Origin of the sequence: Pseudoalteromonas sp. SG41-2, assembly GCF_014164535.1 — a bacterium.
GTDB classification, from domain to species: domain Bacteria; phylum Pseudomonadota; class Gammaproteobacteria; order Enterobacterales; family Alteromonadaceae; genus Pseudoalteromonas; species Pseudoalteromonas rhizosphaerae.
In genome coordinates, this window is the sequence record NZ_JACJFK010000036.1 from 1 (window position 1) to 19,766 (window position 19,766).

Annotated in this window: 14 protein-coding genes and 1 pseudogene; all 15 read right to left on the reverse strand. The window is 37.4% G+C overall.

Translation table 11 applies throughout. From position 1 onward, the window contains the following. Nucleotides 1–139: 139 nt before the first annotated feature. The gene (gene wecB / locus H5186_RS20430) at nucleotides 140–1,258 is read right to left on the reverse strand and encodes a non-hydrolyzing UDP-N-acetylglucosamine 2-epimerase (protein WP_182785389.1); all 1,119 of its coding nucleotides are present in this window, start codon (nucleotides 1,256–1,258) and stop codon (nucleotides 140–142) included. A gap of 1,024 nt (nucleotides 1,259–2,282) precedes the next feature. Continuing rightward, nucleotides 2,283–4,532 carry a polysaccharide biosynthesis tyrosine autokinase gene (locus H5186_RS20435; protein WP_182794888.1) on the reverse strand — a complete coding sequence of 750 codons (2,250 nt, stop codon included), beginning with the start codon at nucleotides 4,530–4,532 and terminating at the stop codon, nucleotides 2,283–2,285. Nucleotides 4,533–4,546: 14 nt separating this feature from the next. Then, complete coding sequence (locus H5186_RS20440; RefSeq protein WP_149980561.1) at nucleotides 4,547–4,981, reverse strand: low molecular weight protein-tyrosine-phosphatase; 435 nt, start codon at nucleotides 4,979–4,981, stop codon at nucleotides 4,547–4,549. Between the two features lie 13 nt (nucleotides 4,982–4,994). Then, nucleotides 4,995–6,113, reverse strand: coding sequence for a polysaccharide export protein (locus H5186_RS20445; RefSeq protein WP_182740907.1), 1,119 nt, complete (start codon nucleotides 6,111–6,113; stop codon nucleotides 4,995–4,997). Between the two features lie 188 nt (nucleotides 6,114–6,301). Continuing rightward, a pseudogene (locus tag H5186_RS23405) lies at nucleotides 6,302–6,646 on the reverse strand (four helix bundle protein). A 1,003-nt stretch (nucleotides 6,647–7,649) separates the two neighbouring features. Continuing rightward, nucleotides 7,650–8,138 (reverse strand): transcription/translation regulatory transformer protein RfaH, encoded by a 489-nt coding sequence (rfaH, locus tag H5186_RS20455; protein WP_182794889.1) that lies wholly within the window; start codon nucleotides 8,136–8,138, stop codon nucleotides 7,650–7,652. Nucleotides 8,139–8,448: 310 nt separating this feature from the next. Then, entirely contained in the window at nucleotides 8,449–9,687 is a 1,239-nt protein-coding gene (locus H5186_RS20460) for a hypothetical protein (protein WP_182794890.1), read from the reverse strand. Nucleotides 9,688–9,706: 19 nt separating this feature from the next. Next, nucleotides 9,707–10,834 carry a non-hydrolyzing UDP-N-acetylglucosamine 2-epimerase gene (gene wecB, locus H5186_RS20465; protein WP_182719278.1) on the reverse strand — a complete coding sequence of 376 codons (1,128 nt, stop codon included), beginning with the start codon at nucleotides 10,832–10,834 and terminating at the stop codon, nucleotides 9,707–9,709. Then, entirely contained in the window at nucleotides 10,831–11,988 is a 1,158-nt protein-coding gene (locus H5186_RS20470) for a glycosyltransferase family 4 protein (RefSeq protein WP_182794891.1), read from the reverse strand. Before H5186_RS20470 ends, wecB (H5186_RS20465) begins: the two co-directional genes overlap by 4 nt. After that, the gene (locus H5186_RS20475) at nucleotides 11,985–13,088 is read right to left on the reverse strand and encodes a hypothetical protein (RefSeq protein ID WP_182794892.1); all 1,104 of its coding nucleotides are present in this window, start codon (nucleotides 13,086–13,088) and stop codon (nucleotides 11,985–11,987) included. The genes H5186_RS20470 and H5186_RS20475 overlap by 4 nt, the downstream gene beginning before the upstream one ends. After that, complete coding sequence (locus H5186_RS20480; protein ID WP_182719275.1) at nucleotides 13,085–14,176, reverse strand: glycosyltransferase; 1,092 nt, start codon at nucleotides 14,174–14,176, stop codon at nucleotides 13,085–13,087. Before H5186_RS20480 ends, H5186_RS20475 begins: the two co-directional genes overlap by 4 nt. Before the next feature lie 2 nt (nucleotides 14,177–14,178). Further along, the gene (gene wecA / locus H5186_RS20485; RefSeq protein WP_182794893.1) at nucleotides 14,179–15,243 is read right to left on the reverse strand and encodes a UDP-N-acetylglucosamine--undecaprenyl-phosphate N-acetylglucosaminephosphotransferase; all 1,065 of its coding nucleotides are present in this window, start codon (nucleotides 15,241–15,243) and stop codon (nucleotides 14,179–14,181) included. Beyond that, nucleotides 15,240–16,163 carry a Wzz/FepE/Etk N-terminal domain-containing protein gene (locus H5186_RS23340; RefSeq protein WP_182719273.1) on the reverse strand — a complete coding sequence of 308 codons (924 nt, stop codon included), beginning with the start codon at nucleotides 16,161–16,163 and terminating at the stop codon, nucleotides 15,240–15,242. The genes wecA and H5186_RS23340 overlap by 4 nt, the downstream gene beginning before the upstream one ends. A gap of 9 nt (nucleotides 16,164–16,172) precedes the next feature. Beyond that, nucleotides 16,173–18,842 carry an SLBB domain-containing protein gene (locus H5186_RS20495; RefSeq protein WP_182719272.1) on the reverse strand — a complete coding sequence of 890 codons (2,670 nt, stop codon included), beginning with the start codon at nucleotides 18,840–18,842 and terminating at the stop codon, nucleotides 16,173–16,175. 125 nt (nucleotides 18,843–18,967) lie between these two features. After that, a complete protein-coding gene (locus H5186_RS20500; protein WP_182740738.1) occupies nucleotides 18,968–19,744 on the reverse strand; it encodes a YdiY family protein in 777 nt (258 codons plus the stop codon). Nucleotides 19,745–19,766 lie beyond the last annotated feature (22 nt).

The following is a 19,766-nucleotide window of genomic DNA, read 5'->3' on the forward strand; positions in this document are numbered from 1 at the left end:
GGTTCTAGGTTCTAGGTTCTAGGTTCTAGGTTCTACAAATTTTAATTTTAAACTTTTTATGGCAAGCTTTATTTATGTATTTTTTAAGCTTGCCATTATTTTTTGTAAAGTACTGCGCGGGGTAAACCCACGCCTACGCTTATTTTTTTGCTAAAATATCACAAATGCGTTGGCATGCTTGGCCGTCACCGTACGGGTTATGGGCGCGGCTCATTGCTTTGTATGCAGCATCATCAGCTAATAACTCATTTAGTGAAGAAGTAATTTTTGCTACGTCAGTGCCAACTAATTTAACTGTACCAGCCTCTACTGCTTCTGGACGTTCTGTTGTATCACGCATTACCAGTACCGGCTTACCTAAGCTTGGCGCTTCTTCTTGTATGCCACCTGAGTCAGTTAAAATAATATGTGAGCGATTCATTAAATATACAAATGGTAAGTATTGCTGTGGCTCTATTAAATGTACGTTGTCTACATCTTTTAATATACGCTTTACTGGCTCTTGAACATTTGGGTTTAAATGCACTGGGTAAAGTATTTGCGTATCTGGGTGAGCTTTAGCTGTTTGCGCTAGCGCTTCACAAATTCGCTCAAACCCACCACCAAAGCTTTCACGGCGATGGCCCGTGACTAAAATAAGTTTTTTATTTTCATCAAGCATAGGGAATTGTGATGCTAATGTGTTACTTAACTGTGTATCATTTTCTATTTGTTGCTTAACAAGTAGTAAAGCATCAATAACCGTATTACCGGTTACAAATATATTTTCGCTTGCGTAATTTTCTTTCAGCAAGTTAGCTTTTGAAGTATCCGTTGGTGCAAAGTGGAATTGTGTTAATGCACCAGTTAGTTTTCGGTTACCTTCTTCAGGCCATGGCGAATAAATATTACCTGTACGTAAACCTGCCTCAACGTGACCTACTGCAATTTGCTCATAGTAAGCTGCTAAGCTCGCAGCAAACGTAGTTGCGGTATCACCATGAACAAGCACAACGTCAGGCTTAAATTCTTTAAGTACAGGAGTTAATTCTTGCAAAATACGGCTTGTAACTTCTGGCAGGGTTTGCCCTGCTTTCATTAAGTTTAAATCGTACTCAGGGGTAATTTTAAAAAGCTCAAGTACTTGGTCTAGCATTTCACGGTGCTGTGCAGTTACACATACTTTAGCGTCAAAACGACTATCGTTAGCTAGGGCATGAACAAGAGGTGCCATTTTAATGGCTTCTGGGCGAGTACCAAATACTGTTAATACTTTCACTTTACATCCTTTGTGAGTTTTAAAATAAATATTTATCAGCTATCAGAGTAACGCGACTATGTTGCATTACAGTGTCAAATTTTAGGTTCTAGGTTCTAGGTTCTAGGTTCTAGGTTAATCAGTTTAAAAACTGCTACGGGCTTTGTGCAACGAGCAGCGAGCTAATTAATCTAGCAAAAACCATTTTCACCACCGAGGCGCTTTGCTGCACCGAAAAACCATTCGTGGCTAAAGCCAACTCCTACGTACTCTCTGTGGTGATTCTTTTACTTTAGTTACAACTGCGCGGCATAAAGCCCCGCCTATAAAAAATTTTTACCACCGAGGCGTTCGCTACATCGAGAAAAGCTAGATAAAAGTTAATTTATTAGCTCTCTAATCTCTACCTCCGTGAACTCAGTGTCCTCTGTGGTGAATTTACTTAATTTTTTACCACCGAGAACACCGAGGCGCTTTGCTGCACCGAAAAACCATTCGTGGCTAAAGCCGACTCCTACGTGTTCTTTGTGGTAAACCTTTTACTTTAATTGCAACTGCACGGCATATAGCCCCGTCTACAAAACAAGTTCTACCACCGAGGCGTTCGCTACATCGAGAAAAGCTAGATAAAAGTTAATTTATTAGCTCTCTAATCTCTACCTCCGTGAACTTAGTGTCCTCTGTGGTGAATTTACTTAATTTTTTACCACCGAGAGCACCGAGGCGCTTTGCTGCACCGAAAAACCATTCGTGGCTAAAGCCGACTCCTACATGTTCTTTGTGGTGAACCTTTTACTTTTATCACAACTGCGCGGCATAAAGCCCCGCCTACATTTGAAACCAAAGGTTCTAGGTTCTAGATTTTAGGTCCTAGTCACTATCCTAGAACCTAGTTTTTTTTAACCTTTCCCCTAGTTACCTTTAACTTTTAACCTTTCTCGGTGGCAAGCCACTCGCCTACATTTGAAGTCAAAGATTTTAGGTGCTAGTTACTTACCTAGCACCTATGAACCTTTTTTTCGCGATATAAAATCGCTGCTACGTTTTACTTATCCGATTTATATTCGTAATTGTAGTAACCGTAATAGCCGTATGCATTACTGGCTTTTTTAACTACACCGTTAAATACCACACCTTTAACATCGGTGCCATTTTGCTCAAAACGATTACGGGTAAGTTCGATCTCTTTAATATGGTTTTGGCCAAAACGGGTTACCAATAATGTAGTGCCAGTATGGGCGCTAACTATTGCCGGATCGGTCACCGCTAAAATAGGTGGTGTATCAACAATTATTATATCGTATGCGCTACTTACCTCTTCAACTAACTTACTAAAGTTACTATGCATAAGTAATTCTGATGGATTCGGTGGTATTTGCCCACGAGTAATAACACTCAACCCTTCTACAGTAGTTGGCTTAGTCACTTGTTCAAGGTTTAAACGCCCAGATAGGTAATCACTCAAGCCATCATCCCACTTTAAGCCAAACTGAGTCTGTAAGTACCCTTTACGCATATCGGCATCGATTATTAGTACTTTTTTACCGCTTTGTGCCAAAACTGCGGCTAAGTTAACTGATACAAATGATTTACCAACACCTGGACTTGGGCCGGAAATTGCAATTAAGTTATTTTTAGCCTCCATCATCGCAAAATGTAAACTAGTACGTAGGCTACGCAGTGCCTCAATTGATAAATCCGCTGGGTTATCAAGTGCCAATATGGACTTAGGTTTATTCGCTTTATTTTTAAGCGCTTTGCTAAAACCAGTGAGTTTATCTTGATAATCTGAGTACGGTACGCTGGCATATACTGGCAGGCCAATTGCCTCAATTTCGTTTGGATCTTCAACGCCTTTGTGCATGGCTTTTTGCACCAGCACAATTGCAACAGCTAACATACCACCTAGCATAGTAGCCATCACGACTATCAAGGCTTTTTTAGGCTTAACAGGTTTCGAGGTATTCACCTCTGCAAAATCAATAATACGTACGTTACCTACTGTACCGGCACGCACTATATCAAGCTCTTGGGTTTTGCTTAGTAATAGCGTATAAATTTGGTTACTTACTTCTACATCGCGTTTTAAGCGCAGTAACTCTTGTTGAGTCTCTGGTAGGTTACCTACTTCACCAACTAATTCTTTTTTCTGCTCATTAACGGCGTTGATTTGCTCAATTAAGCCTTGGTAAGTTGGGTGGTCTTTTTTAAACTTGCGGCTCATTTCTAAACGCTTTAACTCAAGCTCTTGTAGTTTTGTTTCAAGTTTAACTACTTGCTCTAATACGCCTTGCGTTTCAAGGGTAATATTAATTGACTGACGTTTAATTTGGTAATCGTTAAAACGTTGCTCGGCAAATTCAAGTTGCTTTTTAATTTCTGGTAATTGTACTTCTAAAAACTCTAGGGATTTTTGTGCTTCGGCTGAATTACGTTCAACATTACGGCGTACATAAATACCCGCCACTTTATCTAGCACTTTTTCAGCATAATGTGGTTGTTCGCTCTGTAGGCCTAGGTTAATAATGCCAGAGTCTTTACCCTTTTCACTGGCACCAATGGCGGCTTGTAAATCTAAAATAGTATTTAAGCGATCTTTACGCAGTATTGTAAATTCAGTACCGGCACGAGCATTTAAACTACGTATCGTTAAGTTAAACTTACCATTGGTTAATTCTTGCCCTACTTTACCCGCTAATATTTGTTCGCCTTCGTCATTTAATAATGCCACAGCATTATTTTCTTGCGCTACTAATGTAAACTCGATACCTACAGCAGATCGTGGTACATCAAACCTAAATACATCAATGCTCTCACCGCCCCACGCATATGAGATCGCGCCAAAACTCGGCTCAGCTAACTCACCTTCGTTCATAGGGCTAAATTTACGAAACGCACGGCTACCTATAAATGGGAATAATTTGGGCTCTGCAACTACATCAAGGTGCAATGTATCAACCGCTTCGCCAATGACTGAACGTGATTTTAGCAGCTCAATTTCAGTAACCGCAGCTGAAGTACTTTCAAACATGCCCGACATATCGTCAAAACCTGGCACTGAGCCACCACTTTCTTCAACTTGGATCATCGCCGTTGCTTGATATACCGGGGTCGAAAATACCGCGTAAACCACACCAACAGCCATAAACGCAGCTGTTAAGGCGATTATAAAATATTTACGATCTATCAAAGCACCTAACAGTGCCATTAGGTCAATTTCTTGGCTTGCTTGTGCCTGTTGTTCAGACAACCGATTTTGTTTGTTTGCTGCTAATGCAGTGGGCTGAGCATTCATGTACTAGCCTATCCTTATAAATACTTTTGCCAAGCGCTACAGGCGCTGTCGATTAATGCATAAACGTGTTCAAACGCTTCAAGACTCTGCCGATATGGATCTGGAACTTCTTTATCATCCAACCATTTACCGAGTAAAAAGGTTTTTCCGCGCGCTTCAGGATAACGACTACAGAGATCAGTTAAATGGCGTTGTTCCATCACTAAAATCACACTGTTTTGCGCAACTAGGCTTGATGTTAACTGCCGGCCTTGGTGCTCGTCCATATTTATACCATTCGTTGCAGCAATCTGCTTTGCTGTCGCGTCGGCAGCTTTACCTTCAAGCGCGGTTAAACCAGCAGACGATACTTTGATATTTTTACCAGCTAACTTACTTTTTAATACGTATTCAGCCGTTGGACTGCGGCAAATATTACCTGCGCACACTACTAAAATAGAATCAAACATCTTTTATTAACCCTTAATTAGTGTTGGCTACATCGTTAACAGCATCTACTGTTGATATTGATGGTAGTAATAGGCTAATTACACGGTTCCAACGAGCAAGCGGTGCCGATGTTACATATACGATATCGTGAGGTTGTAATTCAAATTGCTCGGCCAATACCAACGCTGCAACATTTTTTGCATGCAGCTGGTATACATCGGCAATCACACCATCGGTTTCAAGGTTACGTTTACGTAGCACAAACACACCATTCGCATCGGCGGTGTTTTCGTTTAAGCCCCCTGAATCACTAAGCGCTTGCGCCAAGTTTAAACCGTAACGATTAACATCAACTGAGCCCGCTTTTTTAACATCTCCTAAAACAAAAACACGTTGTAAATCGTTGCGATTTACATGCACTATATCGCCATGCTGTAATAAGCGGTTTTGTGAAATATCGCCATGCGCATAAAAATCATCAAGCTTTATTACTTCTGTTTTGTCGCCGCGAGTAAACGTTACTGTGCGCCAATCCGCAGCAGCAGTTAAACCACCGGCTTGATTTAAGGCATCAATCAATGTGAGTGGAATTTCGGTTACTGGGTATACACCAGGCTTAGTTACTTCACCAGTTACGTAAGCTTTTTGGCTGCGAAAACCAACCACTTTGATATCAACTTGAGGATCTTCAATCACCCGACTTAAGCGTTTAACTAACTCATTGTGTACTTGTTGTACTGTTTTACCTGCAGCCTGAATATTCGGCGCATAAGCGTAAGTAATGGTACCGTCTGCTTGCACGCGAAAACCATCAAACTCAGCGGTACGTTGTACTGCAGCTGGTATGGTTAATTCTGGGTGATCCCATACACCAATGGTAAGTACATCACCTACACCAAGTATGTATTCGTAATTATTAACATTTAAACCATCAAGGCTTGAAGGTGACTTAGTTTTTTTGCGCGATTGTTTTTGCTGATAAATTAAAGATGAGTCAATAATTTGAATATTTACTTTTTCAAGGTCTTGTTCAAGGTTTTTTGTTTGTTCACCCGATTCGATTCCTTCGAAATGGCTACCGGGGATGATTGTACAACCTGTCATTGTTAGCAACGTGAGTGATGCTACAAGTGTTTTACAGCTTAGCGCCATTGTTTATTCCCAAATAATATTAAATTCTAAAACTTTCAGCTTATTTTAAATATATTGCTGTTATTTTTTGCTGGCTAATTAAAGCATGGCTATCCTTGCTTCGCAAGGTTGCTTGCACGTTTACTGTGCAAGCAGTTAACTTTTTTGTTAATTTAGTTAAAAGCTTCGGGCTTCGGGCTTCGGGCTTATCAAGTATTTTTGATGGTTTTTATTAACTTGCCAAGCATTTTCCCAATTATTTCACATTCTTCGAGAATAAGTTCAGACTGCGTGTGACTAATATAACCCAATTCAAATGCAATCATAACCTGAGTTTTTAACTCACCTATAGAGCCTTTAGCGATACCTAAAAACCGCGCTTTTTCTTTTTCAAAATCTCTTTCAAAACCCTCTGCTATATTACTTGGCACTGAGACAGATCATCTGCACATCTGATCTTTCAAACCGTAATCACGTAAAGTTTCAAATGTACTATAAATTAATAAACTAAGCCTGAAAGCCCTTTGCCAAACTTCTAAATTTTCATATCTCATGACCAATCCATGTTGATTTGCGGCGTGCTGAAAATAATTTGACAATAAAAAATGTTTTGAAGTTTCAAAACCCATCTGTTCAATCCTAGGGCACAAACTATAAAACAACACCATACTGCTCGTATCACGATGCTCATAACCCGTAGCTTAATCAGGCACGCTTCCGCCCCTAGGTTACAGTTCCTACGTTCTGGTCAGTTTAATTCAAATTGTAAAATACAAGACCTTTCGCGGTGGCAAGCCACTCGCCTATAAAACTGTTTTTACCACCGAGAGCGCAGAGATGCTTCGCAACACCGAGAAAACATTTATGAAACCCTTAGGTTAACTTATTATCCCTTCCTCTGTAATTTCGGTGTTCTCTGTGGTGAATATTTATTCTTTTAGGGCCAAAGCCGGCTCATATGAAAACCATTTTTATCACCGAGCACTGAGTAAATCTTTCGCGGTGGCAAGCCACTCGCCTACAAAACTGTTTTTACCACCGAGAGCGCAGAGATGCTTCGCAACACCGAGAAAACATTTATGAAACCCTTAGGTTAACTTATTATCCCTTCCTCTGTGATCTCGGTATTCTCTGTGGTGAATCTTTATTCTTTTCGGGCTAAAGCCGGCTCCTACGAAAACCATTTTTATCACCAAGCACTGAGTAAATCTTTCGCGGTGGCAAGCCACTCGCCTACAAAACTGTTTTTACCACCGAGAGCGCAGAGATACTTCGCGGCACCGAGAAAACATTTATGCAACCCTTAGGTTAACTTATTATTCCTTCCTCTGTGATCTCGGTATTCTCTGTGGTGAATATTTATTCTTTTAGGGCTAAAACCGGCTCCTACGAAAACCATTTTAATCACCAAGCACTGAGTAAATCTTTCGCGGTGGCAAGCCACTCGCCTACACGTAATTAAACACCAGAATACAATTTAACACCGTAGGCGTTAAGCTTGCTGACGCGTGTTCATTAGGTCATTGTCACTTCACTAATGCCTTTAACCTTTAACTTTTACCCTACTTTTCTTACGTCGCTGTTATCTACGCTCATTTCTATTTGTTTATTTAGTAGGCTGACTAACAATATGCTGCGCATGTCGCCGTCTGGCTCTTTAAATATTGCTTGTACGTCTTTAAATGAGCCATTATTTAGGCACACTAAATCACCGGGTTGCGGTAAATTATTACTATCTTGCGCTAGCTCGAAATTTTTTAATTCTTTGATAAGTTGTGCAGGTACTAATTGATACGACGCACCATACGACACAAAACCACTAATACCGCGGGTGTTTTTTACCGCAGCAAAGTTGCCGGTGTGGGGATTTAAGCGAACAAATAAATAATTAGGAAACACAGCTAATTGCTTAAAAGTACGACGACCCTTAATTAGCTGTTGTTTTTGTAGCTGAGGAAAAAAAGCTTCAATCCCTTGGTTTTGTAAATTAACTTGGGCACGAGCTTCTTGCCTTGATTTACAAAATAATAAGTACCAACTATCCATATCAATCCCTAAAATAGTGACTTTGCGTCTAAGAACTGCATATTCTTATTTCAGACGCGGGGGATTATACGTGCTACTTTAGGGTGATGTCTATAAAAAAACCGATTAAAACTTTTCAGACTCAACCTCTGTTTTTTATTAATCAGTTGCCTAAACAGTTATGGTCAATATTTTCACTATAGATGGCGGTTTTAGAATTTACTCTACACTAAAAACGTTATTGCTTTAGCACATCAGCACTAAGGCACTTTCAAAAACTAAAAAATTGTTTTTTGAAAGTGCCTAAAACATTTCTGTAAATAACCAACATTCAATCTGAAGTTTGTTGATACCTCTCTAAATAAAACCACAAAATGAGTTGCACTAATAAAAGAAGGGCATAAGCAACATTTAGCGCCAAAGCTATTCCTACACCATTATTTAATGGTATTAGTAAATATGAAAGAGTTAATACCGTTATGGCCCATAAGAAATTTAAAGCAAAACCAAACCATGCTTTATTATTTGCAGGCCAATAACTACCAAAAGCGGCATTAAGAGAATATAGAATAACGCATGGTATCAAGTAGTTAAATATCTCTCCAGCGCTAATAAAGTACTCTTCCCCAGCAAGTTTTAATATCAGGCTTTTGCATATAAACAAAAAAGCTACGACCACGACTGAGAAAATCAGATTAGCAGCCATGATATCCATGACCTTTACATTCCCCCCCTTCTTAGAAAGGGTTGATATGTAATAACCAGACAAGGAACTAGGAATAAAAATAGCCACTAAATAGACCTGATAAACCCAAGAGAAGTAAGCAATTTCCTCTTTAGAGCTGTTAAACTCATTGAGTAAACCTAAGGTGATTGTTATTGCAGGAGCAACCATCATTGCACCAAGGATAGAAGGCGCACTTAAGCTTTTAAAAATTTTAAATATACTTTTATCAATATAAAAAAAGAACCGCCAACTAACCTCTAATTTAGATTTAAAAAACAGCTCATAAGTACCGAATGCATTAAAAAGTAACCTAAATACAGCAACGGCAAGTAAACCACCGATTACTCCATACGCATCGATTAAGTAAATCGCGAGCGGCAAAAATATTACAAAAGTAGCAATTGAGTAGAAAAATAGCGTTTTATATTTTGAGGAACCATAGAGAGCACCTTCATAAACCCCACTAAACCCAATCAATACCATCAAAGCAACAAATAGTATAAAAAAACTATTATCTGATGATATACCAACAAGCTCACTTTTAAGATAAGGCAAGGTCAATAAGAACAACCCCAAAACCAACAAGAAAGTGAAGCTAATGCTTGCACATAACGTTTTGCTTTTGAGGTTTACATCATCAGAATATTTTGAAAAAACTGTGTTTGTAGTAACGGAACAGCCGAACGCTACAAATGTCGCTAAGCTTGATACGATGCTAAGTAAATATGAAAACTCACCAAACTCGCTCCCTGTTAATAATTTTACGGCTATAAAATTTATTAACAATAAGGAGCCGCGCGACACAACCCCATAGCCGACTGAGTAAACTACATTTAAATTCACACTTCACACCATTAGCTTATTAGAGCGTATTTGAACCTGACAGAACATCGCAGATGCGTTGGCATGCTTGGCCATCACCATATGGATTATGAGCACGACTCATTTCTTTATATGCTGCATCGTCAGTTAACAGCTCATTCAATGCGGAAGTAATTTTTGTTACATCAGTACCAACTAATTTTACTGTACCAGCGTCTACTGCTTCTGGGCGCTCTGTGGTATCCCGCATAACAAGTACAGGTTTACCTAAGCTTGGGGCTTCTTCTTGAATACCACCTGAGTCAGTTAAAATTATGTGTGAGCGATTCATTAAGTATACAAATGGCAAGTACTGTTGCGGCTCTATTAAATGTACGTTATCTACATCTTTTAATATACGCTTTACCGGTTCTTGTACGTTTGGATTTAAATGTACTGGGTAAAGTATTTGCGTATCTGGATGAGTTTTAGCTGTTTGCGCTAATGCTTCACAAATACGCTCAAATCCGCCACCAAAGCTTTCTCGGCGATGGCCTGTTACCAAAATAAGTTTTTTACTTTCATCAAGCATTGGAAATTGTGACGCTAATGTATTACTTAGCCCTGCATCACCTTCTATTTGCTGCTTAACCAGTAAAAGTGCATCTATAACCGTATTACCGGTTACAAAAATATTTTCATCTGCATAATTTTCTTTTAGAAGGTTCGCTTTTGAGGTGTCGGTTGGCGCAAAATGAAATTTTGTTAATGCACCTGTTAATTTACGATTACCTTCTTCAGGCCATGGTGAATAAATATTACCGGTACGTAAACCCGCTTCAACGTGACCAACTGCAATTTGCTCATAATATGCCGCTAAACTCGCTGCAAATGTTGTGGCTGTGTCGCCATGAACAAGTACAACATCTGGTTTAAATTCTTTAAGAACTGGCGTCAGTTCTTGTAAAATACGACTTGTTACTTCTGGCAGTGTTTGCCCTGCTTTCATTAAATTTAAGTCGTATTCTGGGGTGATTTTAAAAAGCTCAAGTACTTGATCTAGCATTTCACGGTGCTGTGCCGTTACACATACTTTAGCTTCAAAGCGGCTATCATTAGCCAATGCATGAACAAGAGGTGCCATTTTAATGGCTTCTGGGCGAGTACCAAATACTGTTAATACTTTCACTTTTGAATCACTTTTTTAATTAATGGATTAAAAATCTCATTTACATTTAAACCCAATTTATCTGCATATAACTGACAAACCTTTTTAGTTCGATCATTTATATCAAAATCAGATTCGATTTTATTCCGCGCGTTTGTTGCAAGACGATCAGCGAAATCAGGATCATCTAATAGCTTTTCAAGACATTTAACTAGACCGTCAACATCTTTGGGCTCAAATAATAGCCCATCAAACTGATCTTTTACTAGGTGGTTATTCCCTTGAATATTTGAAACCACACATGGCAACTTTGTTGACTGTGCTTCAAGGATCGCTAAGGGCATTCCTTCCCATAATGAAGGTAATACAAATACATCAAACTCACGCAACTGCTCAGCAATGTCATCCTTCCAACCAAGCAACCTTATATGCTGTTCAGCTTTCGCTTCATTGATTATTTCTTTCAATGAAACCTCTAGCTCACCACCACCTATAAATCTAATTTCAAAATCACTTCGACGAGAGAATAGTTTAACTCCAGCCTTAGCCAAGGTAATTGGATCTTTTTGCGGCCATAAGCGACCCACCATACCAATAACTTTTTTATTATTTTGGGCATTGCCAGCTGCAGGATAAAACTTATCCGTGTTAACCCCGTTAGCGATAACACACACGTTAGATTCTTTAGTTTTTAATTGATTAACTGCTATATATTTATCATCTTGATGTAAGCAAATTACCTTATCACTAAACTTACTTCCCACATACTCCATTATAAAGTAGAGAGACTTTGCAAATTTGCTCTGCGCTGCTGGGAATGAAAAACCATGTACAGTATGAACTACCATTGGTACACCAGCTAACTTTGCAGCAATACGCCCCAATACACCTGTTTTCGATGAATGGGTGTGCACTACATCGAACTTTTCTTGTCTGCATAATCGATATAATCTATAAAACGCTTTCAAGTCATTAATTAAGCTAATTTCACGAACTAACGAGTCTATAAAAATTGACTTAATACCAGCGCTCTCTGCATACTTAGTTAGCTCACCGCTTTCTTTGTAAATTAAATACCTGTCAACACTTTGATTGTCCAAACGAATCAACTCTTCAAAACTAACTCGCTGAACACCAGTCATTAGTGGTAATAATTGCACATGAGCAATCTTCATTTAATTTCTCCGTCAACATTGGGAGGCTTTGTTACCCAATGATACATAAATATAAGTAAAGGAACTAAAAAAGGGTAAAAATTTTGCCTATAACGTATTGCTGAGCCTGGATTAAATATTCCAAATGGGTAATGAACAAGCAGTAACCAAAATAAGCTAAAAAATAGAACTCCAAATGCAATAAAGTTGAATTTATAAGATAACAGTCTATAAATTTGTCCAAGGTACAAAAATGAAAAGACGAGCATTATAACAAGGCTTTCAAGGAAAAACACAGCCCATACAGGCCTAGCAATAGTTTCATTTATTGTAGGCCCCCAGAAGCTAATAAACATTCCATATAACATACCTCTAAAAAAGTCCCCTTCGTTCACAAAGTAAATATTTTCTCTAGTCGATTTTGCATTTTCAGGATCAAAATGAGAATACATATTGAGTGTAACTAGATCGATATACTCACTAACTGAAACAAGCAACATGAATTGCACTGTAAACATACACAAGAACAGTAGTATAGAAAGGTATGCATTTAGCCTAAACTTAATCAACAGGTATAAATAAACAACTACACTAATAATGGCAACAAAATACTGAGGTTTGAAAATCAATAAAAGATAACAAAAAAATAAAAATGAAATTTTGCTTATTTCATCCCTTTTATCGATCATATTAATTATTATGACTGCAAAGTAACTCATAAACAAAACTGCAACAGCTTCTTTTGAATGTATTGATGTCCAAATCAAATATGATGGCATTACGTTTAAAAGAATAAATAAATACAACAACCATTTATTATTAAAGACACTTCTCTTTTTTAGCGCATTAAAAGATACTGCAACCCCAATAAAGCTTAAAATCATAGCAGGCAAATGGTACAGTGGCGGCTGAAGGTATTTGACAATAGCTCCGCTAAACTCCATCAATGCCGTTGATGAATAGAGTAAAGATGAACCAAAGGTAATTGTTGATTCTAAATATCTATGACTATCACCTAATTGAGAAACTTTTGAATAGCCAAACTCTGCTACAAAAATAAATAAAAATTTAATTATAAACAGATAAAAAAGCACCGCATTTTGTTTATAAGATATTTTCATTTTTTAATTAAGGCAAGGTAAGTAGGTTTTAAGTATTCATCAAAATAATTTAAATAACGGTTTTTCCAACATTCGCCAGCGTTCTCACCTAACTTTTGAATACTTTCACTGGTTGCATCATGTTCCAACCAGTTTAGTAATTCATTTAAATCATTAAATGAGTCTCCGATAACCCAACCGCTGTTATTTAATTCAACTTTCTCACCTGGAGGTGTACCTTTTGAGGTGATTAGTGGCCTAGATAAAAATAGGTGCTCATAATACTTGTTTGGTGAAGCATAAATATGGTTTGGATTCGATAAGTAGTACAAACCTAATAATATGTCACAGCTAGACATGATCTCTATTGCTTTTTTGTGATCGACAGAACCATAGAAAAAAACATTATCATTTTTAGTTTCTTTAAATAGTTGTTCACACCCTCCAAAACCGGCTATATGGAGCTCTAAACCTCTTCCCTCAATAGCTTTGAGAATATTTTCTAATCCGCGACAGTGCGATTCTAGTACACCTACGTAGCAAATTTTTAGAGGCTTTTTTGCTGCAGGCTTTTCATTACACAAAAATTGACTATTTGGAACATTCTCAATTATGTGAACATTATTTTTAGATGAAAAATCATGCTGTTGTACTCTTTTATCATCAACTAATATAATATTATTTGCGTACTTTGCAACTATAGATTCTAATTTACAAGATGCCAAGCGAGTAAAACCATTCAGATTTCGTGAATCGGCAAAATGATCATACACTTCATATATATACTCTGATCTAAAAAACAATTTAGCTAGCATAGCCATGATACTTGTATCTAAATCGACAGCATGAATTATAGTAATTTCCTTTCGGTTATTACGTATATAATTTAATATAAATTTAAACCATCCTAAGTAGCCAAGGAGGCTTTTTAACTTAGCGCCATAGGTAGCTTTTTTTGTATAAAAAGTTGTATTTTTTTGCTTTTCAGGAACGCGATTACGAGGCCAATAGAGAACATGATATTTAATGTTCTCTTGTTCAAGTAAAGAAATATATTTGTTAATTCTTGAATCGAATTTAATGTCAGCCGATCTAAGCAATAAAATCATTTTTACCTACAGCACTTATCTAAAAGCAATTTCAAGTTTTTTGTATACACCCAGGCATGCTGAATAAAGTGACAATAAAATAGAAAAAAACCACAAAATATTAATAGTGAAAACCACTCTGGTGCTAAAAAATATTCGAAACTTAAACCAAGTAACATGAATAACGTGCCAAAGGTCACAAGCACTAATAATGCCTGTCTATCACTAAAGCCTAAACGCATAAATATATGGTGTATATGATCTCTATCTGCTTTGAAGGGTGATTCTTTCTTTTTCACTCTACGATACATAATTGCAATCATATCCATCAATGGCAGCGCAAGTAAATATAAAGCCGTCACAGGCCTGAAAAGTGACTCACCGTTATCCCCTGGCTTTAACGATAATACTATTAGCCAAGTAATTAAAAAGCCAACAAGCATAGAGCCTGCATCGCCCATAAACACTTTATTTTTAAGCAACTTGAAGGGATTAATATTAAAAAATAAATATACGGAAAGCGCTACGATCATTGCTAAGCAAATTGTAAAAATAGTTGAGTGTGAGTTTATATATGCAAGTATTGCAATCCCACTTAATGACACTATTGAAGAAGCACCAACTAACCCATCAATACCATCCAACATATTGAACGCATTAATTGCAGCAACAACCGCAATGATTGTAAATAAAATACCAAATATACCCATTGAAATATTACCAAGACCTAATATATCACCTAGATGCGATATATAGTGGTCTTGATAAAATATTAAACTAACCGTAAATATAGACTGAAAAAACAATCTAACAGTAACACTCAAATCATACTTATCATCGAGTGCACCTAATAATACAATTCCCATTGCGACTATAAATAGTGATATCAGCTCACTGGTTACTGGTCCTACAATAAGCAAACTTGCAAAAGCACCGAAAAACACACAAATACCACCTATTAATGGCACCATGCCATCATGAAGCTTTCTTTCATTGGGCTTATCCAATAAACCAATGTTCACAGATACTTTTTTCATAATAATTAACGAAAAAAGTGTTACTAATGATGAATAAATGATAATACTCAATTTTTTGTCCTTGCAAACATTTTATATGAGTGAAAAAGAAAACCAAATAACATACCAATAAACATACCTATAATAACGATAAGAACACGCTTAGGTGAACTCGGCTTTTCAACCACTATAGGTGGATCTAATGTTTTTAAAACATATTCATCTCTTGCATTAGCTAACATTTTCTTTTGTAGTTGTTGCTCTATTAAATTATAAATTGCGCCTTTAACTTGACTGATATTGGTACTTTCAATTGATTTTTCTAAAAACTGAATATTTTTATTCGCTTCGCTTATATCGCGCATCTTCATTTGATTATTGAGCTCTGCGATCAGATTTACTAGCATTTCTTGAGCAACAACAGGCGAATAATGATTTATTGAAACTGTAATAAATCCGGTTGTTTTTTCAGTTGAAATTCTTAACGTATTTTTTTTAAAATATTTGAAAATCTCTTGTAACGACGGCTCTTTTGAAGAACCGTCGTCATTCTTAACCCATTTTGATTCAACAGCTAAATAGTCTGAGTCAAATATAGGTGTGTTATCTTTTTTATTCCAGCCTGTATGAGCCATTAACTCATCAGCATAAGAAAACTTCTTTATATAATTTGATATAAATTGATAGCTTCTTAAAATTTCTAGGCCTTCATTTACTTGTCCAGACCCTGATTCATTTAAATTAATACCGGCTAAAGATGCGACACCACCTAATTGAGATGACAATCCATCTAACAAACCACTATTTTTACTTTCGTTAGGCGCTAGTATTGTTGATGATGTATAAATATCAGCACGTGTAAAAGCAAATAATACAGCAATTAATGCAAATACAACTCCTGAAATAAAAATACTCCACTTGCCTTTGCGTATAAAATTAAATACATCTCTAAGGTCTATTTCCTGCTCTTCGAGCTTATATTTTTCTTTCACTATAGTTGCCTATATACTACTAATCGCAGCGACTGCTACACCAAGTTGATAAACGATCTGTGTAACGGTACTCCACAGCGTGAGATTGTCCATATAATTTGAGTTAAGCGGCACTACTATTGTGTCACCAGCTTCAATCAGCTGAGAATCATTAACAGCAAACCAACTACCACTATCAGGAATTTTAACTGAACCGTTGGCTTTAATAATGTAAATCCGTTCATCATCCGCACGCTCTTTTAAACCACCACTTAGGGCTATATAATCTTTAAAGCTGGTTCCTGCTTTGTATAAATGTGAGGTTGCGTAATTTACTTCACCGATGACGCTGATAGAGTCGCGTTTACTTGGCACATATAAAGTGTCACCATCTTGCAGCACTAAGCGTTGTTTGTCTTCAACGATTAAAGGTAAATCAATAACGAGTCTACCAACCGCTTCTACATTAGCTAAGTCATTGAGTAACTTATTCATCTCATCATACGAAAGTGAATTGCTACCGACCGAATTTTCAAAACTCTTCTGCGCTATATCTCTGCGTAATTCTTCAGATAACTTAGCGAGTTGCTGTTGCTCTTGTTTACGAATTGATTCTCGAGTGAAAATAGCTGCTTTTTCTTCGGCAAACTCTGAAAAACCACCAGCGCGCTCTAGTAAGTTAGTTAATGTTTCACCACGACGAATTGTATACGACCCAGGAAATTTAACTTCACCTTTTAGCTCAACTTTTACATTTTCTTGCCAGTTAGGGATTGAGAATACATTTAAACTGTCTTTACTACGAAGAATGCGATTATCATCAGACTCTCCAAGTATAGCTTTATGCAAATTAAACTTAATATGCTCTACTTTTGATGCATCACCAGCTAATATACGGGTAATTTCAGCTTGCTCTGTATAAGCAGATTCAAGTAGACCACCTGCTGCAATAATAAGATCATTGACCTCACTACCTATCGTTAATGGATAAATCCCTGGATAAGTAACATGACCATTGATCTCTACCAGTTGCATTGCTTGTCTAACATTTGCTTGCAGTTTTAACTTTGCGATAACCGGCTTTAGTAAGTTATTACGACTAAACAGAGCATAATCTTCAGGCTTTAGTTTTTGCTCTTCTTCTTCAGCTTTGCGTTTTGAGATTTCAGCAATAGTTAAGTTTGAAGTATCCTTTAGTTGTAATTCCATATCATCTGTAGCAACACCAATGTATTTTTCAAACTCTTTCTTTTGGTATTTATGCCATTGCTGAACTTTCACCTGCTGCGCTTGCTGTTCTTCGGTGAGGGCCATATTTTTTAAAGCTAACTCTTCAGCTTCTTTTTCTTCGTAACGACTAAAAACTAATAGTTTATCGTTTGCTTTTAACTCAAAGTCATGTGCAGTTGCTTTTACAATAGCTTGCGCTATGTCGAATTGACGCACTTCAATATCACCTGAAATATTAATTTCACGCACTAATAAAGCGTAACTAAGGTCAGCTTGTGGTAACAAATCGCCACGAACAGACGTTAATACATCCGAAATATGCTTGCCTTGATACCATTGATAATTACCTGGTCGTGCAACAGCACCAATTACACTAATTGAGTTTTGATACTGCAAGCTTACAGGATTAAAGCGAATTCTATCGCCATCACGTGGGATATACGCAATATCTTTGCCGCTAAAGTCTACTGATAAAATTTCTTTAGCATTGTAATTATTAAAACGCTCTACAATTGCTTTTTGTGCATACGCTCCAGGCTTCAAGCCACCGGCCATTTTTAATACGTCTTGGGCATTTTCATTATTCTTCAATTCAAATATAGCTGGGCGCTTCACTAACCCTTCAACGGCTACTTGTGAACCAACTGGTGGAATAAATACTACATCCCCTGGCTTTAAGATGATGTCGTTGCGGCTATCACCTTTTATAAGTAGATCATAAAGATCAAAGTTTGCAACAACTTTACCAGCACGTTTAACTTGAATGTTACGCAAAGATGCAATTTCAGATACACCGCCGCTAATAAACAAAGCATGTGACACTGTGGTCAACGACGATACGCTATAACTACCCGGCTTATGTGCTTCACCCAATACTAAGATACGCATGCTGCGTAATTTTCCTAGCGATACAAACGCTTTTACACCTATAACTTCTTGTGCAACTTTGGCTTTGATAAGTTCTTTTATTTCGCCGAATGTAAGTCCAGCAACTTCAACAGGGCTTAAATTAGGGATATTAATTCGGCCTTCGCGATCCACATTAACTTCATAGCTTTCACTTTCCTTGCCATAAAAATTAATTTTTAATTGATCACCACGGCCAATTAGATATGTTTCTGGTACTGCCGCATTTTCACTTGGCATAAATGTAGTTGGCTCGCCAGAAAATAACTCGTAGCCAAATGGTTTTATTTCGTCTAATTGTGGCTTAAAGCGCTCTTCGTCTGTTAACTCAGGCTCTTCCTGTAATTGGCGAGGCTGAATTGTAGGCTCATCCTCTTTTATTGAGCTTGATGATGATTTACCGGTAATTGTGGATAGATCGACACCATACTGCTTTGCCAGAGCCTCTTGCTGGGCTTTTGGCAGCTTTTTAAATTGTTCAATCTGCGCTGCACTCGGTGTAAATGCAAATGCAGATGCTGTTGTTAACAGTAAAAAAGTTATTAAAAATCGTTTAAAAAGCATCACAAGTAGGTTTATCCCAAGAACTACAGCCAAAAGATTGGCTATTCTACATTATTTCACTACAAATAAAAAAGGGACTTTCGTCCCTTTATTTCACTTAAATGTCACTAAATAGAGCTAAACTGTTAAAAACTGTAAACCAGTGTCAGCGACGTTTCTGTGTCTGTACTTTCTTTATCATCAGCAACATCTGAGTTGTTGGTGATGTTATAAGCAACTTTCATTTGTAATGAGCCATTTATCTTAGCTAAAAGTGCAGTTTCTGAACGTGTTTTAGTGTTAGTATCACCGTATTCAACTGCAACTAACTGAGTAAACTTCGCGTTATCAGAAATTTTCCAATTATAATCAAGCTTACCTAAAGCAATAACTTCACCTTCACGCTCACCAGCTAAAGAGTTGCCATTTTCATCTACTTCACTACTTGTATCAGGGTATTGAAAATATTTATAACCAGGACCAATTTCAGCATTTAGCCACATGTCAGAACGATCTAACAAGCGTTGACCATAACCAGCTGAGATAACCGACTCACTGCGATAAGCGCCAAAGTAATCTGAAACATGTGAACCATAGATATATAAATGAGCATGATCTTCATTTAATTTATAGTTACCTTGTGCTGATAACGAATATTTTTCGTTAGTACGCTGCTTTTCTTTTATACCCGCTTCATTTTCAACGTTGTCTTCTTTATAAAGACCGTTAATTTTATACTCGTTATTCCAGCTTTCTAAGTTATGTAATGCCTTGATGCCACCCTTAAGAGTGGTTGTTTCAGTATTACCGCTAGTTATGATTGCACCTAGCTCACTGGTAACTTCCCATGTTCTAGCGTCTTCTGCGAATGCGTTAGTTGTAGCTGATACTGCAACTAAAATTGATAAAAGCTTTAATTTCATTAAAAATAACCTTTGTTACTTG